The 24,484-nt window shown below is 74.2% G+C and carries 23 protein-coding genes and 1 pseudogene; 13 read left to right on the top strand and 11 right to left on the bottom strand.

The window, feature by feature from the left end; all coding sequences use genetic code 11:
- Nucleotides 1-247: 247 nt before the first annotated feature.
- Nucleotides 248-820: a hypothetical protein gene (locus tag ABD353_RS02505; RefSeq protein WP_344621759.1), complete on the bottom strand. Its 573-nt coding sequence runs from the start codon at nucleotides 818-820 to the stop codon at nucleotides 248-250.
- A 177-nt stretch (nucleotides 821-997) separates the two neighbouring features.
- On the opposite strand from ABD353_RS02505, the gene trxA reads away from it, so the two are divergent.
- Nucleotides 998-1,393, top strand: a complete 396-nt coding sequence (gene trxA / locus ABD353_RS02500; RefSeq protein WP_344621758.1) for a thioredoxin — start codon at nucleotides 998-1,000, stop codon at nucleotides 1,391-1,393.
- Nucleotides 1,394-1,471: 78 nt separating this feature from the next.
- On the opposite strand, the gene ABD353_RS02495 is transcribed toward trxA, so the two are convergent.
- On the bottom strand, nucleotides 1,472-2,074 hold the full coding sequence (locus ABD353_RS02495) for a TetR/AcrR family transcriptional regulator (RefSeq protein WP_344621757.1): 603 nt from the start codon (nucleotides 2,072-2,074) through the stop codon (nucleotides 1,472-1,474).
- Nucleotides 2,075-2,235: 161 nt separating this feature from the next.
- On the opposite strand from ABD353_RS02495, the gene ABD353_RS02490 reads away from it, so the two are divergent.
- From ABD353_RS02490 to ABD353_RS02475, 4 genes are all read left to right on the top strand, one after another.
- Complete coding sequence (locus ABD353_RS02490) at nucleotides 2,236-3,753, top strand: APC family permease (protein ID WP_344621756.1); 1,518 nt, start codon at nucleotides 2,236-2,238, stop codon at nucleotides 3,751-3,753.
- A 164-nt stretch (nucleotides 3,754-3,917) separates the two neighbouring features.
- Nucleotides 3,918-5,324: a dihydrolipoyl dehydrogenase family protein gene (locus tag ABD353_RS02485; protein ID WP_344621755.1), complete on the top strand. Its 1,407-nt coding sequence runs from the start codon at nucleotides 3,918-3,920 to the stop codon at nucleotides 5,322-5,324.
- 98 nt (nucleotides 5,325-5,422) lie between these two features.
- The gene (locus ABD353_RS02480) at nucleotides 5,423-6,511 is read left to right on the top strand and encodes a WD40/YVTN/BNR-like repeat-containing protein (RefSeq protein WP_344621754.1); all 1,089 of its coding nucleotides are present in this window, start codon (nucleotides 5,423-5,425) and stop codon (nucleotides 6,509-6,511) included.
- A gap of 43 nt (nucleotides 6,512-6,554) precedes the next feature.
- Nucleotides 6,555-6,977, top strand: a complete 423-nt coding sequence (locus ABD353_RS02475; protein ID WP_344621753.1) for a TOBE domain-containing protein — start codon at nucleotides 6,555-6,557, stop codon at nucleotides 6,975-6,977.
- A 92-nt stretch (nucleotides 6,978-7,069) separates the two neighbouring features.
- Here ABD353_RS02475 and ABD353_RS02470 read toward each other — a convergent pair whose 3' ends face one another.
- Complete coding sequence (locus tag ABD353_RS02470) at nucleotides 7,070-7,516, bottom strand: molybdopterin-dependent oxidoreductase (protein ID WP_344621752.1); 447 nt, start codon at nucleotides 7,514-7,516, stop codon at nucleotides 7,070-7,072.
- Nucleotides 7,517-7,843: 327 nt separating this feature from the next.
- On the opposite strand from ABD353_RS02470, the pseudogene ABD353_RS40345 reads away from it, so the two are divergent.
- Nucleotides 7,844-8,146: pseudogene (locus ABD353_RS40345) on the top strand (PucR family transcriptional regulator ligand-binding domain-containing protein); the annotation flags it as partial.
- 56 nt (nucleotides 8,147-8,202) lie between these two features.
- Here ABD353_RS40345 and ABD353_RS02460 read toward each other — a convergent pair.
- The 4 genes from ABD353_RS02460 to ABD353_RS02445 form a co-directional block, all read right to left on the bottom strand.
- Nucleotides 8,203-8,700 carry a hypothetical protein gene (locus tag ABD353_RS02460; protein WP_344621750.1) on the bottom strand — a complete coding sequence of 166 codons (498 nt, stop codon included), beginning with the start codon at nucleotides 8,698-8,700 and terminating at the stop codon, nucleotides 8,203-8,205.
- Nucleotides 8,701-8,728: 28 nt separating this feature from the next.
- Complete coding sequence (locus tag ABD353_RS02455) at nucleotides 8,729-9,805, bottom strand: M4 family metallopeptidase (protein WP_344621749.1); 1,077 nt, start codon at nucleotides 9,803-9,805, stop codon at nucleotides 8,729-8,731.
- A 152-nt stretch (nucleotides 9,806-9,957) separates the two neighbouring features.
- Complete coding sequence (locus ABD353_RS02450) at nucleotides 9,958-10,329, bottom strand: nuclear transport factor 2 family protein (RefSeq protein WP_344621748.1); 372 nt, start codon at nucleotides 10,327-10,329, stop codon at nucleotides 9,958-9,960.
- Nucleotides 10,326-10,628: a muconolactone Delta-isomerase family protein gene (locus tag ABD353_RS02445; RefSeq protein WP_344621747.1), complete on the bottom strand. Its 303-nt coding sequence runs from the start codon at nucleotides 10,626-10,628 to the stop codon at nucleotides 10,326-10,328. Before ABD353_RS02445 ends, ABD353_RS02450 begins: the two co-directional genes overlap by 4 nt.
- A 275-nt stretch (nucleotides 10,629-10,903) precedes the next feature.
- On the opposite strand from ABD353_RS02445, the gene pnuC reads away from it, so the two are divergent.
- Nucleotides 10,904-11,572, top strand: coding sequence for a nicotinamide riboside transporter PnuC (gene pnuC, locus ABD353_RS02440; RefSeq protein WP_344621746.1), 669 nt, complete (start codon nucleotides 10,904-10,906; stop codon nucleotides 11,570-11,572).
- On the top strand, nucleotides 11,569-12,699 hold the full coding sequence (locus ABD353_RS02435; protein ID WP_344621745.1) for an AAA family ATPase: 1,131 nt from the start codon (nucleotides 11,569-11,571) through the stop codon (nucleotides 12,697-12,699). Before pnuC ends, ABD353_RS02435 begins: the two co-directional genes overlap by 4 nt.
- A gap of 83 nt (nucleotides 12,700-12,782) precedes the next feature.
- On the opposite strand, the gene ABD353_RS02430 is transcribed toward ABD353_RS02435, so the two are convergent.
- Entirely contained in the window at nucleotides 12,783-13,202 is a 420-nt protein-coding gene (locus ABD353_RS02430; RefSeq protein ID WP_344621744.1) for a Fur family transcriptional regulator, read from the bottom strand.
- A gap of 315 nt (nucleotides 13,203-13,517) precedes the next feature.
- Between ABD353_RS02430 and katG the strand changes: the two genes are divergently transcribed.
- The 3 genes from katG (at nucleotide 13,518) to pntB (ending at nucleotide 19,024) form a co-directional block, all read left to right on the top strand.
- Nucleotides 13,518-15,749 (top strand): catalase/peroxidase HPI, encoded by a 2,232-nt coding sequence (gene katG / locus ABD353_RS02425; protein ID WP_344621743.1) that lies wholly within the window; start codon nucleotides 13,518-13,520, stop codon nucleotides 15,747-15,749.
- 254 nt (nucleotides 15,750-16,003) lie between these two features.
- The gene (locus ABD353_RS02420; protein ID WP_344621742.1) at nucleotides 16,004-17,566 is read left to right on the top strand and encodes a Re/Si-specific NAD(P)(+) transhydrogenase subunit alpha; all 1,563 of its coding nucleotides are present in this window, start codon (nucleotides 16,004-16,006) and stop codon (nucleotides 17,564-17,566) included.
- Nucleotides 17,567-17,569: 3 nt separating this feature from the next.
- A complete protein-coding gene (gene pntB / locus ABD353_RS02415; protein ID WP_344621741.1) occupies nucleotides 17,570-19,024 on the top strand; it encodes a Re/Si-specific NAD(P)(+) transhydrogenase subunit beta in 1,455 nt (484 codons plus the stop codon).
- Between the two features lie 126 nt (nucleotides 19,025-19,150).
- On the opposite strand, the gene ABD353_RS02410 is transcribed toward pntB, so the two are convergent.
- The 3 genes from ABD353_RS02410 to ABD353_RS02400 form a co-directional block, all read right to left on the bottom strand.
- Nucleotides 19,151-20,146: a cation diffusion facilitator family transporter gene (locus ABD353_RS02410; RefSeq protein ID WP_425555059.1), complete on the bottom strand. Its 996-nt coding sequence runs from the start codon at nucleotides 20,144-20,146 to the stop codon at nucleotides 19,151-19,153.
- 126 nt (nucleotides 20,147-20,272) lie between these two features.
- Complete coding sequence (locus ABD353_RS02405) at nucleotides 20,273-21,349, bottom strand: dipeptidase (RefSeq protein WP_344621739.1); 1,077 nt, start codon at nucleotides 21,347-21,349, stop codon at nucleotides 20,273-20,275.
- Nucleotides 21,346-22,653: an amidohydrolase family protein gene (locus ABD353_RS02400; RefSeq protein ID WP_344621738.1), complete on the bottom strand. Its 1,308-nt coding sequence runs from the start codon at nucleotides 22,651-22,653 to the stop codon at nucleotides 21,346-21,348. The genes ABD353_RS02405 and ABD353_RS02400 overlap by 4 nt, the downstream gene beginning before the upstream one ends.
- Nucleotides 22,654-22,757: 104 nt before the next feature.
- Between ABD353_RS02400 and ABD353_RS02395 the strand changes: the two genes are divergently transcribed.
- Together ABD353_RS02395 and ABD353_RS02390 are read left to right on the top strand one after the other, a co-directional pair.
- Complete coding sequence (locus ABD353_RS02395) at nucleotides 22,758-23,540, top strand: IclR family transcriptional regulator (protein ID WP_344621737.1); 783 nt, start codon at nucleotides 22,758-22,760, stop codon at nucleotides 23,538-23,540.
- The gene (locus ABD353_RS02390; RefSeq protein WP_344621736.1) at nucleotides 23,537-24,478 is read left to right on the top strand and encodes an ornithine cyclodeaminase family protein; all 942 of its coding nucleotides are present in this window, start codon (nucleotides 23,537-23,539) and stop codon (nucleotides 24,476-24,478) included. The genes ABD353_RS02395 and ABD353_RS02390 overlap by 4 nt, the downstream gene beginning before the upstream one ends.
- Nucleotides 24,479-24,484: the final 6 nt, after the last annotated feature.

Raw genomic sequence — 24,484 nt, 5'->3', positions numbered from 1 at the left:
GTGGGACGGGGTCGCGACCGGGCCGGGACGGATTCGGGACACTCGGGCCCGGGGCGGGGTGTCCGCCGCGGTGTCCGGGGCCTCAAGTCGGGGCCGGATCCTGTCGATATCGGTGGCGGGTGCGGCGCGGGCGCCCGCGCCGCACCCGACCTGCGGGCCGCGCCGCCCCCGGTCGGCGCGGCGGTGCCGCCGGGCGGGGCCGCCGACGGGAGCCGGTGCCGGCGGCCCCTCGACGGCTCCGGACGGTTCAGTAGCCGTAGCCGCCGGTGGCGGGCGAGGCGGCGGGCGCCGCCTTGCCGCCGGTCGGGGTGACGGCCCACCAGGTGCCCTTGACGCCCTGGCCCTTGGTGTCGCCGGGCTTGGTGTCCGGCGTGTAGCGGTAGAGCGGCCAGCCGTTCAGGGTGACCTGCTTGCTCCCGTCGGCGCGGGTGACGGTGGAGACCAGCTTGGCGTCGATGCCCTTGAGCTGCGGGTTGTCGCTCGCCATCACGGGCGGCCAGAGCTTGGCGCAGTCGCCGTTGCAGTTGGACACCGGCGGCTTGGCGGTGTCCTTGTCGAAGCGGTAGAGCGTGTAGCCGCTTCCGTCGGTGACGATGGTGCCGAGCGTCGAGGAGCTCGCGGTCTGCAGCCCCGTGCCGCCGCCGGCGGGCGCCGACGGGGCGGACGAGGAAGGCTCCGACGGGTTGGCGGGCGCGCTCGCGGCGGGGGCGGTGGTGCCGCCCGCGGTGTCGGTGGTGCCGCCCGGGTCGCAGGCGGTGACCAGGGCGATCGCGGCGGCGGCCGAGGCGGCGAGCAGGGCGGTACGGCGGAAGTCGGGCATGGCTGTTTCCCCCACGGTGTGAGTCAGGTTTCGTCGGGCGCTCTCCCCGCGCCCACACCGAGGAGTACGGGCGCGGCGCCGGATCGACTCAACGGGTCGCGAAACTTTTTTTGGAATACCTCGGGGCCGGGCAGGGTTGACGCCACCGGACCACTCCCGAAGGGCAGGTAGGACACCATGAGCACGGTCGAGCTGACCACGGCGAACTTCGACGAGATCGTTCCCGGCGCGGAGGGCAAGGACTTCGTGCTGATCGACTTCTGGGCGGCCTGGTGCGGTCCGTGCCGGATGTTCGGTCCGGTCTTCGAGAAGGCCTCCGAGCGTCACCCGGACCTCGTCTTCGCCAAGGTCGACACCGAGGCGCAGCAGGAGCTCGCGGCGGCGTTCGACGTGCAGTCGATCCCCACGCTGGCGATCATCCGCGAGGGCGTGCTGGTGTTCGCGCAGCCGGGCGCGCTGCCCGAGCCGGCGCTGGAGGACCTGATCGGCCAGGCCCGCGGGCTGGACATGGCCGAGGTGCACGCGAAGGTCGCGAAGGCCCGCGCGGAGGCGGAGGCCGCCTCCCAGGCCTGATCCCTCCTTCCCCGTACGACGGCTGCGCCCCCGGACCGGTGGTCCGGGGGCGCAGCCGTGTCCGTCCGGGGCGGGTGCTCAGCGGGCGGTGCGGGCGGCGAGGCCGTCCAGCAGCAGGCGCAGGGCGAGGTCGAAGCCGCGGTCGTCGAGGCCGGGGCCGCGGGCGGCGGAGGCTTCGAGGGCGCTGGCGAGGGCGGGGTGGCGGGGGCGGTACTCGGCGGCGCCGCGGGTGAAGCCGGCGGTGAAGGTCTCCAGGGCGGAGCCGAGCACCAGGTAGTCGAGGGCGGCGGCGGCCTCGGCGGCGGCCGCCGGGTCGAGGCCGGCCCGGCCGAGGGCGGCGAGCAGGGCGTCGTAGGTGAGCAGCTGGCGGTCGGCCTCGACCCGGCGTCGGGCGAGCAGCGCGATGGTGTTGGGGTGGCGCAGGAAGACGGCCCGGTAGCCGTGGGCGTAGCGGGCGAGGCCGCGGCGCCAGTCGGGGTCGTCGAGCGGGGTGAGGTCGATCTCGGCGTTGACGAGGGCGGCGAGGTCGTCCAGCAGGTCGTCCTTGCCGGAGACGTGGTTGTAGAGCGAGGCGGCCTTCACGCCGAGGCGGTCGGCGAGGGCGCGCATGGTGAGGCCGTCGGGGCCGGCGGTGTCGACGACGTCCAGGGCGGCCTCGGCGATCGCCTGCCTGCTGAGCATCGGCCTGGTCGGTCGCCCCACGTGTTCCGTCCCCTGTTCGCGCGTACCGGTCGAGCGGCCACGTTACAGCCTGGTGTCGGGGCCTTCCGTTACCGCCGGGTCGGGGCTACGGTCCATAACTAACTAAGTTAGTTTTCGGATCGCGACGGCAAGGCGGACGCATGACGACCACTCCCCCACGGGCCGGCAGACCCACCGCAACGACCCGGCCGGACGGGCCGGCGGACGCCGACCGGCTGGCGGCGCTCGGCTACCGGCAGGAGCTGCGGCGCAGCCTCGGCGTGCTCGGCAACATCTCGATGGGCTTCGCCGTGGTCTCCCCCGTGGTCGGCCTGTACGCGGTCGCCCAGGTGGGCATGGGCGTGGCCGGCGGCGCCTGGGTGTGGGCCCTGCCGGTCTGCCTGCTCGGCCAGCTGCTGGTGGTCTGCGTGTACTCCGAGCTCGCCTCGCAGTGGCCGCTCGCCGGCGGCGCCTACCAGTGGAGCCGCCGGCTGGCCGGGCCCACCTTCGCCTGGCTGACCGGGTGGCTCTGGCAGTTCGCGGTGATGTTCGCCAACACCACCGTCGCCTACCTCGCCGCGCCCTGGTTCTTCGCGCTGTTCGGCGCCACCCCGACGCCCCCGCAGCTGGTGCTGACCGCGCTCGGCTTCATGCTCTGCTGCACCCTGGTCAACGCGTACGGGATCAACCTGCTGCGGCGGTTCGTCGCGCTGGGCATCGCCGCGGAGGCGATCGCCTCGGTGCTGGTCGGCCTCGCCCTGCTGCTGTTCTTCCGCGAGCACGGGCTCGGACTGCTCACCGACACCCTGGGCGCACCGGCGGCCACCGGCACCGGCACGCTGATGTCCTTCCTCGCGGTGGTCGCCGTCGGCGGCTGGGCGTTCATCGGCTTCGACGCCTGCGTCTCCACCGCCGAGGAGACCAAGGACGCCGCCCGGCAGGTGCCGCGGGCGATGCGGTGGTCGCTGCTCGGCGTCGGACTGGTGGTGATCCTCAACGCCGTCGCCGTGCCGCTGGCCCACCCCGACCCGGCCGCCGTCGTCGCCGGCACCGACCTCGACCCGGTGACCACCGCGGTCACCGCCGGCTTCGGCGACTGGTCGGCCAAGCCGTTCGTCGTGGTGGTGCTGGTCAGCTTCACCGCCTGCCTGATGGCCTCGCAGGGCGGCGCCGCCCGCGGGCTGTACTCGCTGGCCCGCGACGGGGTCTTCCCGTTCTCGGCCCAGGTCCGCAAGGTCAACCGGCACCAGGCGCCGATCGGCGGCCTGGTCGCGGCCACCCTGGTCAGCTGCGCGGCGCTGCCGCTCGGCCTGGAGTCGACGGCGATCGGCTCCCTGATCGCCTTCGGCACCGCCGCGACCTTCCTGCCGTTCTTCCTCCTCACCGCGGTGGCACTGGTCGCCCGGCTGCGCGGCACCTGGCGCCCGGCCGGTGAGGTCTCGTACGGGCGCTGGGGCACCGCGCTCAACGCGCTCGCCGTGCTGTGGACGGGCCTGGAGGTGGTCAACATCTGCTGGCCGCGGGCCCTGCTCGCCCCGCCCGGAGCACCCTGGTACCAGGTGTGGGCGGCCGTGCTCGGCACGGGCGTGGTGACGCTCGCCGGGCTCGGCTACCTGCTGGTGCGCCGCCCGCAGCGGCTGATGCGGGAGCCCGCGGAGCCGGCAGCGACCGTGCGCTGAGTCGCCCGGAGGTGTGGGAGCGGCGGGCGGGGGCAGGCGCGGATGCACCTGGCTCCCCGCCCGCCGCTGCGAGCGCTCCGCGGTCGCGTTGGTCCGGGTCGGGCGGTGGGCAGGGGGCAGGATGGGCCGGGACCGACGGCGGCGGGTGAGAGCGAGGGGTACGGGTGACGACGGCGGACGAGTACGACGTGGTGGTGGTCGGCGGAGGCTCCACCGGTGAGAACGTGGCCGACCGGACGGCTGCGGCCGGGCTGCGGACGGTCGTGGTGGAGGGCGGCCTGGTCGGCGGCGAGTGCTCGTACTACGCGTGCATGCCCAGCAAGGCGCTGCTGCGCCCGGGCGCGGCGGCCGCGCACGCCCGGGCGGTCGCCGGGGTGTCGGTCGGCGCGGGACTGGACGCCGCGGCGGTGCTGGCCCGCCGGGACTCCTTCGCCGACCACTGGAAGGACGAGGACCAGGTGGCCTGGCTGGACGGGGTCGGCATCGATCTCGTCCGCGGCCACGGCCGGCTGATCGGCGAGCGGGCGGTGCAGGTCGACGGCGGACGGGTGCTGACGGCCCGCCACGCGGTCGCGCTGTGCACCGGCAGCCTGCCCGCGCTGCCCGACCTGCCGGGGCTCGCCGAGGCCCGGCCGTGGACCAGCCGGGAGGCGACCTCGGCCCGGCAGGTGCCGCCGCGGCTCGCGGTGGTCGGCGGCGGGGTGGTCGCGGTCGAGATGGCCGCCGCCTGGCGGTCCCTGGGCAGCGAGGTCGTGCTGCTGGCCCGCGGGCCGCTGCTCGGCCGGATGGAGCCGTTCGCCGGGGAGCTGGTCGCGGACGGGCTGTCCGCCGCGGGCGTCGAGGTTCGGCAGGCCGAGGTCACCGGGGTGCACCGGGACGGCGAGGTGCGGATCGACCTCGCGGACGGCTCCACGGTGGTCGCGGACGAGGTGCTGTTCGCCACCGGCCGCCGGCCGAACACCGCCGAACTGGGCCTGGAGAGCGTCGGTCTGACGCCCGGCTCCTGGCCCGAGGTGGACGACAGCTGCACGGTGACCGGGGTGCCCGGCGGCTGGCTGTACGCGGCGGGCGACCTCAACCACCGGGCGCTGCTGACCCACCAGGGCAAGTACCAGGCGCGGATCGCCGGGGCGGCGATCGCGGCCCGGGCCCGCGGCGAGCGGATCGACGGCGGCCGCTGGGGTGCGCACAGCGCGACCGCCGACACCGCCGGGGCGCCGCAGGTGGTGTTCACCGAGCCGGAGGCCGCCTCCGTCGGGCTGAGCCTGGCCGCGGCCGAGGAGGCCGGGCTGCGCGTCAGGGCCGTCGACCACGACCTCGGCGCGGTGGCCGGCGCCAAGCTGTACGCCGACGGGTACACCGGCCGGGCCCGGATCGTGGTCGACCTCGACCGGGAGGTGCTGGTCGGCGCGACCTTCGTCGGGCCGGGCGTCGCCGAACTGCTGCACGCCGCAACGGTCGCGGTGGTCGGCGAGGTGCCGGTCGCCCGGCTCTGGCACGCGGTGCCCGCCTATCCGACGGTGAGCGAGATCTGGCTGCGGCTGCTGGAGGCCTGGCGCGACGGCGAGTAGCCGGGACGCGTGCCCGGCACCGGCGCGGTGACGTGCGCCGGTGCCGGGCCCGGAGGAGACTGGCGCGGGGGCCCGCGATCGTTCACCGGGTGGTGCGCATGACCGAGGTGCTGTTGGCCGTCGGAACGCAGAAGGGCCTGTTCCTGGGCCGCAGTTCCGACCGCGAGAAGTGGGAGTTCACCGGGCCCCACTTCGCGATGAACGCCGTCTATTCGGTCGCCGTCGACCGCCGCGGCGGCCGGGTGCGGCTGCTGGCGGGCGCCGACTCCAGCCACTGGGGCCCGTCCGTCTGGTGGTCCGACGACCTCGGCGCGACCTGGCAGGAGCCGACCCGGCCCGCCGTGCGCTTCCCCGAGGACACCGGCACCTCGCTGGAACGGGTCTGGCAGTTGCAGCCGGCCGGCGAGGAGGCGCCCGACGTCGTGTACGCCGGGACGCAGCCCGCAGCGCTGTTCCGCTCCACCGACCGCGGCGAGACCTTCGAACTCGTCCGCGCGCTCTGGGACCACCCGCAGCGCACCGAGTGGAACGCCGGCTTCGGCGGCCAGGGCATGCACACCGTGCTCACCGACCCGCGCGACGCCCAGGCCGTCACCGTCGCCGTCTCCACCGGCGGCGTCTACCGGACGAAGGACGGCGGGGCGAGCTGGTCCCCGTCCAACACCGGCATCCGCGCCGAGTTCCTGCCCGACCACTACCCGGAGTTCGGGCAGTGCGTGCACAAGGTCGCCCGGGACGCCGGCGAACCCGGCCGGCTGTACCTGCAGAACCACGGCGGCGTCTACCGCAGCGAGGACGACGGCGGCAGCTGGACGGACGTCGGCGGCGGCCTGCCCGCGGTGTTCGGCTTCGGCCTGGCCACGCACCCGCGCACCGCCGGCACCGCCTACCTCTTCCCGCTCAACGCCGACTACTCCCGGCTGCCCGTCGACAACCGCTGCCGGGTCTTCCGCACCCGCGACGCCGGCGGGACCTGGGAGCCGCTCTCGGACGGTCTCCCGGACGAACCCCACTACGGCGTGGTGCTGCGCGACGCCCTGTGCACCGACGACGCCGACCCCGCCGGGGTGTACTTCGGCAACCGCAACGGCGAGGTCTACGGCAGCGCGGACGAGGGCGACCACTGGTCGCTGCTCGCCTCCCACCTGCCGGACGTGCTCTGCGTCCGCGCCGCGACCCTCGGCTGACCCCCCTCCGCCCACGACTCCCGACCGTCAGGAAGCCCCGTCCATGAGTCTGAGCATCCGCAACCGCATCCCCGGCACCGTCGCCGGCATCACCACCGGCGCGGTGATGGCCACCGTCCGGGTCGACGTCTCCGGCGGCCGTGAACTCACCGCGGCCGTCACCGCCGAAGCCGTCCGCGAACTCGGCCTGGAGACCGGCAGCCGGGTGAACGCCCTGGTGAAGGCCACCGAGGTGGCACTGGCCACCGGACCGGTCAGCGGACTCAGCATCCGCAACCGGCTGCCCGGCACGGTCTCCGAGGTCACGGCGGGCCCGGCCATGGCCAGCGTGCGGATCGCGGTCGAGGGGGGCGTGGAGCTGACCGCCGCGATCACCGCGGACGCCGCCGACGAACTGCGGCTGACCGCCGGCACCCCGGTGATCGCCCTGATCAAGTCGACCGAGGTCTCCCTCGACGCCGCCTGACCGGCAACACCTCAGCGACGCAGGGACGGGTCAACCCCCATGCGCCCCTGGTGGGTTGACCCAGCCCTGCGCCCCTGGTGGCATCGCCACCCCTAGTGGACCGGTTCGCCGAGCCAGACTTCGGCGATGCCGCTGACGTAGCGGGCGCCGCAGACGTCCGCCGGGACGACCAGTTGCGGACCGGCCTCGTCCAGCGGGCTGCCGTCGATGCTGGTCGCCAGCAGCACCTGCTGGTTGCCGAACTCCGGGTCGATCTCGGCCCAGGAGAGCACCGCCCGGTGCCCGTCGGCGCCGGTGACGTCCAGCAGCAGGTGCGGGCGCTGCTTGCGGCCGCGCAGGTCGACCCGCGGGCGGGCGGCGCGGAGCACGTCCCACAGTCTCGGCCCCTCGAAGCCGTGCCGCTGCGGCCCGCTGCTCAGGCAGTCGAAGACCACCTCCACCCGGTGCGCGGGCAGGGCGCGCAGTTCGGCGACGGTGAGTTCCAGCGGGGCGTCCAGGCGGCCGGTCAGCCGGACGGCCGGTCTGGCGGTACGAAGCATGGGCGGTCCTTCTCCCCGGCCGCACCCTGCGACCCGGGAGGGGTGGTACCCATGCACCCTCGCCGTTACCCGTATGAAGTCCGATATTCACCGGCATCTGCGATGGATCTGAACCTTCAGTCCTTGCAGATGCAATGACTACGGCAGACCCGCGGCCGCCGGGCAATCGGGCGGACGGCCGGGCTTCCGCACCCCGGCCGGGCCCCCGGCTGGACGATCGAACGAGAGGAGAACGGGCGGGTCTGGCTTGCATTTACGATGCCCAGGCGCGGAATCGACCGGCAAGAGCAAGGGCCTGACCCCGCGCGGAGCGACTAGGAGCGAGAGATGATCGTCGGGGACCTGCTGGAGCTGGACGGGCTGGGCATCCGGGCCGCCTGGACCACCCCGGAACTGCTGCGCCGGACGGTGGCCGGGGTGACCTCCACCGACCTCCAGGACCCGGCCCGCTACCTGCAGCCCGGCGAGGCCGTCCTGACCGGGCTGGTCTGGTGGAACGCCGAGGACGCCTCCGCGGCCCTGCGCTTCGCCACCTCGCTGCGCAGTGCCGGCGTGGCCGCCCTGCTCGCGGGCGAGGGCACCCACGGCACCGTCCCCGAGGCGCTCGCCGCCGCCTGCCGCACCCACCGGATCCCGCTGCTCTCGGTGCCCGCCGGCACCAGCTTCCGGGCCGTCACCGACCGGATCTACCTGCGACTCTGGGGCGACCTGCAGGCCTCTTCGCACGGCGCCGCCGCGGTGCCGGAGGGCGTCCGCCGGGAGCTCGCGGCCCTGCTGCAGGGCGACACCCCGCCGCAGCGGCTGCTGGACCTCGCCGCGGCCCGGCTCGGCCTGCCCGACTGCTCGATCGCCACGGCGGGCGGCCGGGTGCTCGCCCGGACGGGCACGGCAGACGCCGGCGAGGAGGGGGGCACCGCCTGGGCCGTCCCGATCGGCGCCCGCGGCGGATCACCGTACGAGGGCTGGCTGCTGCGGCCGCACGAGCGCGCCGCCGCCGCGGCCGCCACCGTGTTGCAGGGGCTCGCCGATCTGCTCGGGCCGGCCGCCTCCCGGGCCTGCCCGGCCGCCTCCAGGGCCTGGAGGGCGGCGTCGGCCTCGGGCCCGGCCAGTTCGTCGGTGTCCAGCGAGGAGGTGGTGCGCAGGCCGGTGAAGCCACCGCTGCGCTCCAGGGACACGCGCACCACGTCGTTCTCCTTCGCCCGGGCCGGCGGTCTACCAGAAGCCCTGCTGGCGGGCGGCCGCGCGGACCACCTGAGCAGCCTCGGGCGGCACCTGCTTGGTCTCGGCCAGGATCCGTGCCTGGGCGGCGGCCACCACGGCGGCGTCGTTGAATCCGGCGGTCGGCCAGAGGTTCTGCAGGGTCTGGTACATGATCAGCGTACCCGCGTCGAGCCCGATCTCCTTGCAGATCAGGTAGAACCACCGGTTGGTGATGCCCGACATCAGGTGCGGGTCGGCGGGTTCGGAGTAGCCGCTCATGTCGCGGGGCTGCGGGTCGCGCCCCATGACCGGGTTGTCGTAGGCGGAGCCGGGTTCGGCCATGTTGCGCAGGGCCTCGCCGGCGAGGCTGTCCGCCATGATCTCGTCGCCGATGAGCCAGTTGTGGCTGTCGGCGTCCCGGTTGTTGGCCCAGGCGTCGACGGCGGAGCCGATCATGTCGCTGAAGGACTCGTTGAGCGCGCCGCTCTGGTCGTCGGTGTAGTTGAGGCCGGCGGTGAACTGGGTGACGCCGTGGGTGAGCTCGTGCGCGGAGACGTCGAGGTCGCCGGTGAGGTCCTTGAAGATGACGTTGTCGCCGTTGCCGAAGACCATCACCTGGGCTTCGCCGTCCCAGAAGGCGTTGGCGAAGTCGTGGTCGAAGTTGACGTGCGCCGCGAGGTCCAGTCCGGCGTTGTCGATGGAGTTCCGGCCGAGCATCTTCTTGTAGAACTCGCGGACGGAGCCGAGGTTGTCGTAGGCCACGTCGGCGTTGAGGCCGGCCACCGCGGGGTCGCCCTCGCCACGGATCAGGGTGGTGCTGTAGGTGGCTTCGTGCTGGTCGTCGTAGATCTCCCGGCCCGCGGTTCCGGGCGCCGGAACGGTCACGCCGGCCACGGCGGTGATCTTCGGAGCCTCGGGGGGCACGGTGGCCGCGGGAACGTCCGGGGTGCCCAGCCGGCGGGCCTTGCGGAACTGGGCGGACACCACGGCGGTGCGCTGGGCGGGGGTGGGTTCCAGGCTCTCCCGGCCCTGGACGCGGGCGATGTGCTCGATGACGTGGGGTGGAACGAACGTGCAGAGGTGCTTCATGGCGGGTTCCTCGGTTCGGATGTCTCGTCCCCGCCGCACCATTCTTCCGTCGGCCGCCCGGGCCCCCAAGGGGCAGAACGGCCCCGTGGCCATGGGCAGATCTGTCCCGGCCCGACCCCGCCCGCCGCCCGTCCGTCGCGGCTGCGGGGGCGTCAAGGCAGCAGCGACACCTGGTAGTGGCCGATGGACCAGCCGTCGGTCGTCCGGCGGAGCAGGACGCCGAGCTGCACGCTCAGGGTGGGGCGGTCGGTGAAGGCGAAGTCGACGGCGAGCCAGCCGAGGAGGAGGCCGTCGGCGGGGCGGCGGGTCTCCAGGATCCGGTAGTGGGCGGTCATGCCGAGCGGTTGCGCGCGGTAGTAGTCGGCGATGCCGGTGCGGCCGACGGTGTAGGGGTGCAGGCCCTGGAAGATCGCGTCCTCGGTGAAGCAGGCGGCGACCAGCTCGGGTGCGTGGGCGTCGACGGCGGCCTTCCACCGGTCGAGCACGCCGCGCAGGTCCTGCTCGCCGCCGGGTCCGCCGTTCATCGGGCGGCCCCGGGGCCGGGGTCGTTGGGGTGCGGGGTGAGCGGGGTGACGGTGTCCCGGCGCCAGGCCCGCAGCGGCATGGAGGCGAGCAGCTGCTCCAGCTGCTCCGCGTCGGGTGCGTCGAACAGGCCCCAGCTGCGCCACTCCCCCGGTGCCAGCGGCGGTCGCCACAGCCGCACCAGGTGTCCGAGGGCGGCGAGTTCCCGTGCCCGGACGGCCTCCCGTGCCCGCATGTCGGCGACGGCCTCCTCGGACGTGCCGTCGGGGACGGTGGTCACCATGTCGACCAGGAACTCCATCGGCGCCCTCTCCTCCGCATCGCTTCGGAGTATCGACGCCGCGGCGCACCGGGCCCGGCAGCGACACACCACCGCGGCGTCGGCCGGCCCGGCGTCCGGTCAGCCGGCGGCGGCCTCGCCCCGGCAGGTCCGTGGACCTTCCCGGCGGTGGGCGAACGGTCCGCGCGCAGCGGGCGTCCGGGCCCCCGACCCGCCCCGACCTGCCGGAAGGGCGTTGCGGGATCGACCGGCCACCCCTTATCGTCACCCTGACGCTATTCCTGAAGGGGGAACCCGTGTCCGTCGCCGACACCCTGGCCGACCTGCTCGCACCGCTGAACCACCAACTCTTCCTGCTCGGCCACGACGCCGTCACCACGGCCGAACTGCTGGGCTTCGCCACCGGCGCGGTCTGCGTCTGGCTGTGCGTCAGGGCCAGCTCCTGGAACTTCCCGGTGGGCATCGCCAACAACCTGTTCTTCTTCGCGCTGTTCTGGAGCGCCCGGCTCTACGCCGACGCCGCGCTGCAGATCGTCTTCCTGCTGCTGGCCGCGCACGGCTGGTACCGCTGGCTGCGCGGCGGCGAACGGCACACCGGGCGGCCGATGGGCCACGCCTCGCCGACCACGCTCCTGGTGCTGGCGGCACTGCTCGTCCCGGCGACCTGGGGGCTGACCGTCCTGCTCACCCGGGCCGGCGACAGCGCGCCGTTCTGGGACGCCCTCACCACCGCCCTGTCGCTCGCCGCCCAGTGGCTGCTGAACGCCAAGCAGGTGGAGAACTGGTACCTCTGGATCGCCGCCGACCTGGTCTACATCCCGCTGTACGCGGCCAAGGACCTGGTGCTGACCGCCGCGGTGTACGTGCTCTTCCTCGCCCTGTGCGGGGTGGGCCTGCGCAGTTGGCACCGCGAGCTCACCGCGGCCGCCCGTCCGGCTGCCGCCCCGGCGGGGGTGCCGGCATGAGCGGCGCCACGGCCGACGGCGGCCGGTTCGCCCACGGCCTGGTGATCGGCAAGTTCTACCCGCCGCACGCCGGCCACCACTTCCTGATCCGTTCGGCGGCGGACGCCTGCGAGCGGGTCACCGTGGTGGTGATGGCGGCGGCGTGCGAGTCGGTGCCGCTGGCCGACCGGGTCGCCTGGATACGCGAGCACTGGGCGGGTGAGCCGCACGTCGCCGTCGCCGGGATCGCCGACGACCTGCCGGTCGACTACGGGAGCGACGAGGCCTGGGCCGGGCACGTCGCGCTGATGCGCGAGGCGGTGGCCGCGGCACCGCCCGCGCCGCCGGTGGACGCGGTGTTCAGCTCGGAGCCGTACGGCACCGAACTCGCCCGGCGGTTCGACGCCGCGCCGGTGCTGCTGGACGTGCCGCGGGACACCTTCGCCGTGTCCGGCACCAAGGTCCGGGCCGATCCGGTCGGCCACTGGGACGACCTGGAGCCGCCCGTCCGGGCCTGGTTCGCCCGCCGGGTGGTGGTGCTCGGCGCGGAGTCCACCGGCACCACCACGCTCTCCCGCGATCTGGCGGCCGCCCGCCGCGGCCGCGGCGGTCCGCACGCGGCGACCCGCTGGGTGCCCGAGTACGGCCGGGAGCTCACGGCCGCGAAGCTCGCGGTGGCGCGCGGCCGCGCCCGGCCCGGCGGTCCGGTGCCGTCCGTGTTCGACCTGGAGTGGACGGACGCCGACTTCGAGCTGGTCGGCCGCCGCCAGAACGAGGCCGAGCAGCGCGCGGCCCGCTGCGGCGGTCCGGTGCTGGTCTGCGACACCGACACCCTGGCCACCACGGTCTGGCAGGAGCGCTACCGCGGCCGCGCCACCGGGCCGGTCCGCCGGCTCGCCGCGGGCATGCCGCCGCGCGCGCTGTACCTGCTGACCTCGGACGACGGCGTGGCCTTCGACGACGACGGGCTGCGCGACGGCGAGCACCTGCGCCCGTGGATGACCGGCCGGTTCCGCGAGGTGCTGACGGCCGGAGCGGTGCCGTGGATCGAGCTGCGGGGCGACCGCGTCGAGCGGCTGCAGCGGGCGCTGACGGCCGTGGACGCCCTGCTCGCCGGGGGCTGGGCGCTGGGAGAACCGCTGGGGTGAACCGGCCCCGACCGACACCGACTCACCCGATCGGGTGAACTACTGTCGGGAATCGCCGGGGACTACTGCACCTGGGCGGGGGACTACTGCACCTGGGCGCAGCTGGGGCAGAGACCTCGGAAGGTGACCTCCACGCCGGAGAGGGTGAAGCCGTAGCGCTCGCCGTCGGGCAGCGAGGCCAGCGGGTCCCCGGTCGGGTGGACGTCGCGGATGGTGCCGCAGGACTGGCAGACGAGGTGCTGGTGGGCGTGGTGGGCGTTGGGGTCGTACCGCTTCGCCCGCCCGTCGGTGCTGACCTCGATGACCTCGCCGAGCGAGACCAGCTCGCCCAGCGTGTTGTAGACCGTGGCGCGGCTGATCTCGGGCAGCATTTCCACCGCGCGGGCATGGATCTCGTCGGCCGTGTAGTGGATGTGGTCGCCGTCCAGGACCTGGGCGACGACCCGCCGCTGTGCGGTCAGCCGCCAGCCGCGGTTCCGGAGCCGTTCCAACAGGTCACTCATGGGGGGAGGGTACCAGGCGGCTGGAATCGGCTGAAGTTTTGTGTCGGCGTTGACTTAGACAAGGTCTAATGTAGGGTCGAAATCGGCACTGCTGAACGGAAGAGGACGACCTGACGTTGATGCTCGTGGCTGCCCGCCGGACGACGGGGACGGATGCGTCCCGCGCCGGCCGCAGGGCTCCGGTGACCGCGGGCGCGGCCGGTCCGACGCCCGCCCGGGACGGGATCCCGGTGCCCGGGCCCGCCGGTCCGGGTGCGCGCGCTTCTTCCGGCCGACCCATCTTCGGAACTGATCGTCCAGCTTGGAAGGATTCACATGTCCGAGAACCCTGACGCAATCGTCACCGACGCGAAGACGGAGGGGACCGGCGGCTGCCCGGTGGTACACGGGCGAGCCCCTCATCCGACCCAGGGCGGCGGCAACCGCCAGTGGTGGCCGAACCGGCTGAACCTGCGGATCCTTGCCAAGAACCCCGCCGAGGCCAACCCCCTCGGCGGGTCCTTCGACTACGCCGCGGCCTTCACCTCGCTCGACCTCGCCGCCGTGAAGCGGGACGTCTCCGAGGTGCTGACCACCTCGCAGGACTGGTGGCCGGCCGACTACGGCAACTACGGCCCGTTCATGATCCGGATGGCCTGGCACAGCGCCGGCACCTACCGGATCAGCGACGGCCGCGGCGGCGCGGGCGCCGGCCAGCAGCGCTTCGCCCCGCTCAACAGCTGGCCGGACAACGCCAACCTCGACAAGGCCCGCCGTCTGCTGTGGCCGGTCAAGAAGAAGTACGGCCAGAAGATCTCCTGGGCCGACCTGATGATCCTGGCCGGCAACGTCGCCCTGGAGGACATGGGCTTCACCACCTTCGGCTTCGGCGGCGGCCGCGAGGACGTCTGGGAGCCGGAGGAGGACGTCTACTGGGGTCCCGAGCAGACCTGGCTCGGCGACGAGCGCTACACCGGCGACCGCAACCTGGAGAACCCGCTCGGCGCCGTCCAGATGGGCCTCATCTACGTCAACCCGGAGGGCCCGAACGGCACCCCGGACCCGATCGCCGCGGCCCGCGACATCCGCGAGACGTTCCGCCGGATGGCGATGAACGACGAGGAGACCGTCGCCCTGATCGCCGGCGGCCACACCTTCGGCAAGACCCACGGCGCCGGCCCGGCGGACAGCGTCGGCGCCGACCCCGAGGACGCCCCGCTGGAGCAGCAGGGCCTCGGCTGGCGCAGCACCCACGGCACCGGCAAGGGCGGCGACGCGATCACCAGCGGCCTCGAGGGAGCCTGGACGGCCACCCCGGTCACCTGGGACAACAGCTTCTTCGAGACCCTCTTCGGCCACGAGTGGGAGCTCACCAAGAGCCCCGCCGGCGCCCACCAGTGGAAGCCGAAGGACGGCGGCGGCGCGGGCACCGTCCCCGACGCGCACGACCCGTCGAAGACGCACGCCCCCACGATGCTCACCACCGACCTCTCGCTGCGCCTCGACCCGGTCTACGAGCCGATCTCGCGCCGCTTCCTGGAGGACCCGGCGGCCTTCGCCGACGCCTTCGCCCGCGCCTGGTACAAGCTCACCCACCGCGACATGGGCCCGGTGGTGCGCTACCTCGGCCCCGAGGTGCCCTCCGAGGTGCTGCTCTGGCAGGACCCGGTGCCCGCCGTGTCCCACCCGCTGGTCGGCGCCGCGGAGATCGCCGCGCTCAAGGGCGACATCGCCGGCTCCGGCCTGACGGTCGGCCAGCTGGTCTCCACCGCCTGGGCGGCCGCCTCCTCCTTCCGCGGCAGCGACAAGCGCGGCGGCGCCAACGGCGCCCGGATCCGCCTGGAGCCGCAGCGCAGCTGGGAGGCGAACGACCCCGACCGGCTGGCGCCGGTGCTGCGCACCCTGGAGGGCATCCGGACGTCCTTCAACGAGGCCCGCCCGGGCGGCGCGCAGATCTCCCTCGCCGACCTGATCGTCCTCGCCGGCGGCGTCGGCGTCGAGCAGGCCGCGAAGAAGGCCGGCTTCGCCGTCGAGGTGCCGTTCGCGCCGGGGCGCACCGACGCCTCGCAGGAGCAGACCGACACCGAGTCGTTCGCCGCGCTCGAACCGACCGCCGACGGCTTCCGCAACTACCACGGGAAGGGCAACCGGCTGCCGGCCGAGTTCCTGCTGCTCGACCGGGCGAACCTGCTCACCCTGACCGCCCCCGAGACGACGGCGCTGGTCGGCGGTCTGCGGGTGCTGGGCGCCAACCACCAGGACTCGCCGCACGGCGTCCTGACGGAGACGCCGGGCTCGCTCACCAACGACTTCTTCGTCAACCTGCTCGACCTCGGCACGACCTGGCAGGCCACCTCCGAGGACGCGCACACCTTCGAGGGCCGGGACGCCGCGACCGGCGCCGTCCGCTGGACGGGCACCCGCGCCGACCTCGTCTTCGGTTCCAACTCCGAACTGCGGGCGCTCGCCGAGGTCTACGCGAGCGACGACGCGAAGCAGAAGTTCGTCGACGACTTCGTCGCCGCCTGGGTGAAGGTGATGAACCTGGACCGGTTCGATCTCGCGTAGCCGGCACCGACGGTCGGTGTCCGACCCGACCTCAGAACACCGGTCCCGGCGCTCCGCCGGGGCCGGTGTTTGCTGTTCCGGGGCCTGATGTCCACGTGAGGAAGGTCACCGGAGGGGCCGTCGTCACGGCCTGTTGCAGGGGTGTACGTTCCTGCGACCAGGGGTGCGGGCTCCCCCAGATCGCAGAATCCTGGCAACGGCCGACCGCGGAAGACCCGCCGCCGGCCGCGCCTCCGACAAGGGAGACAGGTGTCATGTCTGCTCACGAACCGGCCAACCCTCCACCGCAGCGCCTGGGCGTCGTGGCGGAGTCGGCCTCCGGGGAAACCCGGGTCGCGGCAACACCGGCCACGGTGCGTCAGCTGCTGGCCCTGGGCTACGAGGTCGTCGTCGAGTCCGGGGCCGGTTCGGCCTCCGGGTTCACCGACGACGCCTACCGCGACGCGGGTGCGCAGGTCGGCGAGGCCTGGCACGCGGACGTCGTGCTGAAGGTCAACGCGCCCTCCGCCGAGGAGGTCGCCCGGCTGAGCGACGGCGCGACCCTGGTCGGCCTGCTCGGCCCCAACCAGAACAAGGAACTCGTCGACCTGCTGGCGCAGCGTCCGGTGACCGCGCTGGCCCTGGACGCGGTGCCGCGCATCTCGCGCGCGCAGTCGATGGACGTGCTCAGCTCGATGGCGAACATCGCCGGCTACCGGGCCGTCATCGAGGCCGCGCACGTCTTCGGCCGGTTCTTCACCGGCCAGGTCACCGCGGCCGGCAAGGTACCGCCGGCGAAGGTGCTGGTCGCCGGCGCCGGTGTGGCCGGCCTCGCCGCGATCGGCGCGGCCAGCAGCCTCGGCGCGGTCGTCCGGGCCACCGACCCGCGGCCCGAGGTCGCCGACCAGGTCCGCTCGCTCGGCGGCGAGTTCCTCTCGGTCGACGTGGAGCAGGAGCGCAGCACCGACGGCTACGCCAAGGCCACCTCGGAGGACTACGACCGGGCGGCCGCGGCGCTCTACCACGAGCAGGCCGCGGACGTGGACATCATCATCACCACGGCGCTCATCCCGGGCCGTCCGGCGCCGCGGCTGATCACCGCCGAGGACGTCGCGGCGATGCGCCCGGGCAGCGTGGTCGTCGACATGGCCGCCGCGCAGGGCGGCAACGTCGAGGGCACGGTGGCCGGCCGGGTGGTGGTCACCGACAACGGGGTGACCCTGATCGGCTACACCGACCTCGCCTCGCGGCTGCCGGCCCAGGCCTCGCAGCTGTTCGGCACCAACCTGGTCAACCTGCTGAAGCTGCTCACGCCCGGCAAGGACGGCCGGCTGGCGCTGGACTTCGAGGACGTCGTCCAGCGCTCGGTGACGGTCGTCCGCGAGGGCGAACTGACCTGGCCGGCGCCGCCCGTCCAGGTCTCCGCGGCGCCGGCCGCCGCCGCACCGGCCGCCCCCGCGGCACCGGTCGCCGCCAAGCCGTCCGGCCTCTCGGTGCGGGCGCGGCTGGGCCTGGTCGGGCTCGGCATGCTCGCGATGTTCCTGCTGGTCGCCTTCGCCCCGGCCCAACTGGCCGAGAACTTCACGGTGTTCACGCTCGCCGTGGTGATCGGCTACTACGTGATCGGCAAGGTGCACCACGCCCTGCACACGCCGCTGATGTCGGTGACCAACGCGATCTCCGGCATCGTCGTGATCGGCGCGCTGCTGCAGATCGGGCGCGAGAACGCGGTGGTCACCGTGCTGTCCGCGGTGGCGATCCTGCTGACCAGCGTCAACATCTTCGGCGGATTCGCCGTCACCCGCCGGATGCTCGGCATGTTCTCGAAGGGCCGATGACCGATGACGTACACGACGGCCGCCCACGCCGCGGACCTGGTCGCCGCACTGCTGTTCATCCTCAGCCTCGCCGGGCTCTCCCAGCACCGGACCTCGCGGGCCGGTGTCGCCTACGGCATCGCCGGCATGGCGCTCGCGCTCGTGGCCACCGTGGTGGTCGCGGCGCACGACATCTCCGCGGGCGCGGTCTCGCTGATCGTGGTCACCATGGCCGCGGGCGGCGCGATCGGCCTGTGGCGGGCCCGCCGGGTCGAGATGACCCAGATGCCCGAACTGATCGCCGTCCTGCACAGCTTCGTCGGCCTGGCCGCGGTGCTGGTCGGCTGGAACAGCTACCTGGAGGTCGAGCAGCACGGCGCCGCGCAGACCCTGGTCGGCTCGGACCTGCTGCGCATCCACCACGCCGAGGTGTTCATCGGCATCTTCATCGGCGCGGTCACCTTCACCGGCTCGATCGTCGCCTACCTGAAGCTGTCGGCGCGGATCAAGTCCAGCCCGCTGATGCTGCCGGGCAAGAACGCGCTCAACGTGGCGGCGCTGGTGGCGTTCGCGGCGCTGACGGTGTGGTTCACGATCAGCCCGAGCCTCGGCCTGATGATCGCGGTGACGGTGCTGGCGCTGCTGCTGGGCTGGCACCTGGTCGCCTCGATCGGCGGCGGCGACATGCCCGTGGTGGTCTCCATGCTGAACAGCTACTCGGGCTGGGCGGCGGCGGCGGCGGGCTTCCTGCTGAACAACAACCTGCTGATCGTCACCGGTGCGCTGGTCGGCTCCTCCGGTGCCTACCTGTCGTACATCATGTGCAAGGCGATGAACCGGTCCTTCATCTCCGTCATCGCCGGCGGCTTCGGCATCGAGGCGCCCGCCGCGCAGGACGCGGAGCAGGGCGAGCACCGCGAGAGCAGCGCGCAGGACACCGCGCAGATGCTCGCCGAGGCCGACTCGGTGATCATCACGCCGGGCTACGGCATGGCCGTCGCCCAGGCCCAGCACCCGGTCGCCGAGCTGACCCGGGTGCTGCGCGAGCGCGGCGTCGAGGTCCGCTTCGGCGTCCACCCGGTGGCGGGCCGCCTGCCCGGGCACATGAACGTGCTGCTGGCCGAGGCCCGCGTGCCGTACGACATCGTGCTGGAGATGGACGAGATCAACGAGGACTTCACCGACACGTCGGTCGTCCTGGTCATCGGCGCCAACGACACCGTCAACCCGGCGGCGACGGAGGACCCGACCAGCCCGATCGCGGGCATGCCGGTGCTGCGGGTGTGGGAGGCGGGCCACGTGGTCGTCTTCAAGCGGTCGATGGCGTCCGGCTACGCGGGCGTGCAGAACCCGCTGTTCTTCCGCGAGAACAGCAGCATGCTCTTCGGCGACGCCAAGCAGAGCGTGGAGGCCATCCTCCAGGCCCTCAACACCCTCGACCCCTCCCCCGACGACCGCCGCACCAAGGCTGCCGCCTAGGGCCGGGGCCGGCGCTCAAGGGGCAGCACCCCAGGGGCGCGGGGAACTGCGCGATTCGGATGCGGGCCGGTCTTCGGACCGGGGCCCCGCCGCGCGCAGTTCCCCGCGCCCCTTGCGTTCCCCTCGCTACAGCTCCTTGGTACGGCCCGGGGTCGGGTCGAGGTAGACCCGGGCGACCGCCGGGTGGGCGGCGCGGATCGCCTTCTCGGCCTCCTCGCAGGCGCGTTCCACGTCCCGTGCGGTGGCGGGCTCCTCGAAGGCGACCTTCGCCGCGACCAGGACGTCCTGCGGTCCGCTGACCAGGGTGACCAGGTCGACCACCTGTCGCACCCGCGGCTGCCCCCGCAACGTCTCGGCGATCCTGTCCTCCGCGCTCTGCGGCAGCGCCCGGCCGATCAGCAGCGAGCCGTTGGCACGGGCCAGCACCACCGCCACCCAGGCCAGCAGTGCCCCGATCAGCAGCGAGGCGACGCCGTCCCACGCCGAGTCGCCGGTCCGTTCGGTGCCGAGGACCCCGCCGAAGGCCAGCACGAGGCCGATCAGCGCGGCCACGTCCTCCAGGAAGACCGCCTTGACGGCGGTGTCGGGGGTGGCGCGCAGGTAGCGGCGGCCGGTCACCCCGAGCCGGCCGGCCTCGCCGCGGACCTGGCGGACCGTCCGGGAGAGCGACACCGACTCGAGGACGAAGGCGACGGCCAGCACGATGTAGGAGACGGTCGGGCTGCCGAGTTCCTCGCCGTGCAGCAGGGTGCGGACCCCGTCGGTGATCGAGAAGACGGCGCCGCCGATGAAGGTCGCGAACGAGGCGAGCAGCGCCCACACGTAACGCTCCCGGCCGTAGCCGAAGGGGTGGGTGTCGTCGGCGGGGCGGGTGCTGCGTTTGAGGCTGAGGAAGAGCAGCACCTCGGTGACGGTGTCGGCGAGCGAGTGCGCGGCCTCCGCGAGCATGGCGCCGGAGCCGCTGACCAGGCCGGCGAGCGCCTTGGCCACGGCGATGCCGAGGTTGCACAGGCCGGCGACGACCACCGTGACGGTGCTCTCGGTGGTGTCGCCGGCCTGCGGTGCGCCGGCCTCCACGGGATGGTCGGGTCGGGGGTCCACAGCAGGCAGTATGTCCGACATGACCCGCTGTGTGCCCGGTCCCGGGCCCACCATGCGCCTCGTGGCGAGCAGCAACCCAGGGGCGGCACCCCAGGGGCGCGTGGGGGCACCTCCCGCCCCCACGCGTCCCTGGGGTGCCGCCCGGTCCTAGGCGGGAGCCCAGACGCGTTCGGCGTAGTCGACGAAGTTGCGGCCGAGGATCTTCTCGATCCGCTCGGAGCGGTAGCCGCGCTGTTCGAGCAGCCGGGCCAGGTCGCGGAACTGGTCGACGCCGCGGAGGTCCTCGACGAACGGCAGGGTGTCGGCGCGTTCGCCGGCCGCGCCGACGCCGCTCGCGCGCCGCAGTTCGACGTGCTCGGCGAGGGCGGCCCGGTAGGCGTCGAGGTCGTCGATCGGGGTGATCGTGCCGTCGGTGCCGATGCCGACGGCGTCCTCGCCGCAGACGTCGACGGCGTGGACGATGTGCTCGACGACGTCCGCGGCGGTGGCGTGGCCGGTCGGGCTGAGGAAGGGCATGAAGTAGATGCCGACGAAGCCGCCGCGGTCGGCGACCAGCCGCAGTTCCTCGTCGGTCTTGTTGCGCGGCAGGTCGACCAGGGCGCGGCAGCCGGTGTGGTTGATCGAGACGGGCTGCCGGGAGGCCCGGGCGGCGTCCAGGCAGGTGCGTTCGCCGCTGTGCGAGAGGTCGACCATCAGCCGGCTGTCGTTGAGCGCCTCGACGACCCGGTGGCCGAGCGGGGTGAGCCCGCGGTTCTCCGGCGCCATGGAGCCGTCGCCGAGCCGGTTGGCCTGGTTGTACGTCAGCTGGACGACGCGGACGCCGCGGTCGGCGAACACCCGGATGCGGTCGGGGTCGTCGCCGACGGCCACCGCGTTCTGGAAGCCGTAGACGATGCCGATCTTCCGCTCCCGGGCGGCCCGGTGGATGTCGGCGGCGGTGCGGACCTTGAGCAGGTCGGCGGGGTTGGCGCGGACGATCGCGTCCCAGACGTCGATCTCCTCCAGGGTGTGCTCGTAGGGCGGGAGGTCGCCCATGGTGTAGCCGAGGGTGATGTTGACGGCGGTCAGGCCGGAGGCGCGGGCGTCGGCCAGGGCGCGGGCGTCCACGGTGAGCTGGGAGCTGGAGGGGTTGAGTTCGGCGGCGGCCTCGGCGGACCGGGGCGCGTTGGGGTTGTCCAGCTGGCCGAGCGCGTTGACGACCAGCGGGAACGGGGAGTCGGTCATCGGCCCGCCTCGAAGTCGGCGCGGGCGTGGCGGCGGCCGCGCTTGACGGTCAGGTGCACGGTGCGCAGGTGCTTGATGTCCTGCAGCGGGTCCTCGTCGAAGACGGCGAAGTCGGCGAGCCGGCCGGCCTCGACGGTGCCGCGCAGCTGCTGCGCACCGGCGCTGCGGGCACCGACGGCGGTGGCGGAGCGCAGCGCGTCCTCGGGGGTGAGGCCGCAGCGGTCGACGAGGAAGGCGAGTTCCTCGTGGAGGGCGGGGAAGGGGTCGTCCGGCGGGGTCTCGTAGTCGGTGCCGGTGGCGATCGGGACGCCCGCGCGGTGCGCCTGCGCGGTGAGTGCGGCGGCGAGGTCGCTGTTCTGCCGGGCGCGTTCGGCGGCCTCGGGGCCGCCGCCGGTCATCTCCGCGCTGGCCCAGAGCGCGGCGGTGGCGTCGAGGACGGTGCCGGTGCGGCGCATCAGGGCGAACAGCTCGGCGAGCACCGGGTCGTCGCCGGCGGTGAGGCGGGCGTAGTCGATCGGCGGCTTGTCGCGGTAGGTCGTCAGGGGCTGCGCGGCGCAGGCGTGGGCGAGCAGGGTGACGTGGGAGACGGTGTCGACGCCGGCCTCGACGACCTCGCGCGGGCCGGCCGGGAAGACGGCGGCGTGTGCCCAGACGGGGATGGACTGGCGGTGGGCCTCGGCGGTGATCGCGGCGACCGTGGCGGCGTCGAGGTCGGCGTAGACCTTGATCGCGGAGGCGTGGGTGCCGCGGGCGAGGGCGACGGCGATCCGCAGGTCGGTGTCGGGGGTGACGGCCTGCATCCAGGGGACCTGTCCGGCGACGGCACCGCGGGTGACCTGGTGGGTGCGGACGTCGTCGAAGAAGGAGGGCCCGGCCATCAGGGCGGCGTAGTGGATGTCGGGGCCGGGGATCTCGCCGACCAGGGTGGCGCGGGCGAGGTCGCCGATCTGGCGGACGTCGTCGGCCATGTCGCGGATCGCGGTGACGCCGCTGTGCACCAGGCGGCGCAGCACGGCCTCGGCGCGGGGCCGGTCGGGCGGGGTGGCGAGGTGCTGGTGGGCGTCGATCAGACCGGGGGTGACGTGGCGGCCGTCGAGGTCGACGGTCTCGGCGCCGTCCGGGAGCACGGCCGGCAGCTCGGTCTCGTCGACGACGTGCCGGATGCGTTCGCCGTCGACCACGATCGCGGCCCGGCGGGGCGGGCGGTCCGTCCCGTCGAAGACGATGGCTCCGCGGTACACGGTGACGGCACCGGGCGCGGGCGGCGCGTAGGGGGTGGGTGCGCCGTGGGACTCGTCCGGCATCCGTCACCTCTCGCTCATCTGTTGCGCCTGGCGCAACATGTGTATTGTCTGCGGAAACACTCGCGTCACTGTATCCCAGTGGCCCCCGGAGGTGGAGAGGTCGGATGTCACAGGCTCCCCGGTCCGCGGTCGACAAGGCCCTCGATCTCGTCGAGGCGGTCGCCCGCGCCGACCGCCCCGCCCGGCTGGCAGACCTCGCGCGGTCGGTCGACCTGCACCGGGCGACGGCCTACCGGATCCTGCTCGACCTGGTCCGGCGCGGCTGGGTGCTGCGGGTCGGCGACACCTACCTGCCGGGCGCGGCCGCGCTGCAGGTCTCGGCCGCGGCGCTGCACCACTCGCTGACGGCGCTGGCCCGGCCCGTCCTGGAGGGGCTGTCCGGGGCCACCGGCCTGATGGTGAACCTCCAGGTGCTGGAGGGCGACCGGGCTCGGGTGGTGGACGTGGTGCGGCCGGAGCGGCTGGCGATGATCTCCCACCTGCGCGGCGAGGCGCTGCCGGTGCACCGGTTCGCCGGCCCGCTGGCGCTGGTCGCCGCCCTGCCCGCCGACGCGCGGGCCCCGTACCTGCGGCCCGCCGAGGAGGCCGGGTACCCGCTGGACGGCGCGGACGGCCTGCTCGCGGACCTCGCCCGGGTCGAGCGCACCGGTGTCGCGCTGGAGCGCGGGCGCAACGAGAAGCCGGTCGCCTCGATCAGCCGGGTGGTCCGCTCCCGGGACGGCTCGCCGGTCTGCGCACTGACCGCGGTCGGCCTGGACACCGACTTCGACGGGCCCGCACTGGACGGCCTGACGGAACGTCTGCTCGCCGCCGCCGGCTCCCTGGAGGACGTCCTCGCGGGCCGGTCCGGCACCGCGGCGCCGGGCCCGGAAGGAGGCGCCCGGTGAGCGGGGTGCTCGTCCTCGACCGGGCGCAGACCCGCGCCGCGCTCGACCCGGCCGAGGTGATCGGGGCGGTCGCCCGGGCGCTGGTCGCCGTCGCCCGGGACGAGGTGTCGGCGCCGCCGCGGATCGCCGCCCGGACACCCACCGGGCTGCTCGGCGCCATGCCCGGCCACGTCCCGGGGCTGGGGCTGGCGGCCAAACTGGTCTCGGTCTTCGCGGATCCGGCGGCGCCGGGCCGCGACAGCCACCGCGGGGTGGTGGCGCTCTTCGACGAGCAGGACGGCCGGCCGCTCGCCCTGATGGACGCCGAGCCGCTGACCGCCGTCCGGACGGCCGCCTGCGCGACGCTGAGCATGCGGGCGCTCGCCGCGCCGACGCCCCGGCGGGTGGCGGTGCTCGGCACCGGCACCCAGGCCCGCGCCCAACTCGCCCTGCTGACCGGGCTCGGCCCGCGGACGGAGGTGGTGGTCGGCGGCCGCGACACGGACCGGGCCCGCCGGGCCGCGGAGCTGCTCCCGGGGGCGGTGGCCTGCACGGTCGCGGAGGCGCTGGCCGGTGCCGACGTGGTCTTCTGCTGCACGGACGCGTCCGAGCCCGTCCTGCGGCGGGCGGATCTGGCGCCCGGGGCCCACGTCAGCTCGGTCGGCGGCTCTCGCGGGCCGGAGCTGGACGCCGCCACCGTGCGGGAGGGTGCGCTCTTCGTCGAGTGGCCGGGCGCCGCCTCTCCCCCGCCGGCCGGCGCGCACGAGCTCCGCGGCGTCCCCGCCGAACGCCTCACCCTGCTGGGCGCCGTCCTCGACGGCACCGCCCCCGGGCGCCGCTCCCCCGACGAGCTGACCGTCTTCAAGTCCACCGGCCATGCCGCCCTGGACGTCGCGGCCGCCTCGGTGGTCCACCGCGCCGCGCGCACCCGCGGCCTCGGCACGGTGGTGGACCTGTGACGGCGG

This window comes from Kitasatospora arboriphila (genome assembly GCF_039528095.1).
Classification (GTDB): domain Bacteria; phylum Actinomycetota; class Actinomycetes; order Streptomycetales; family Streptomycetaceae; genus Kitasatospora; species Kitasatospora arboriphila.
The sequence above is the reverse complement of the archived record's forward strand: the minus strand, read 5'-3'. Positions and strand labels throughout refer to the sequence as shown.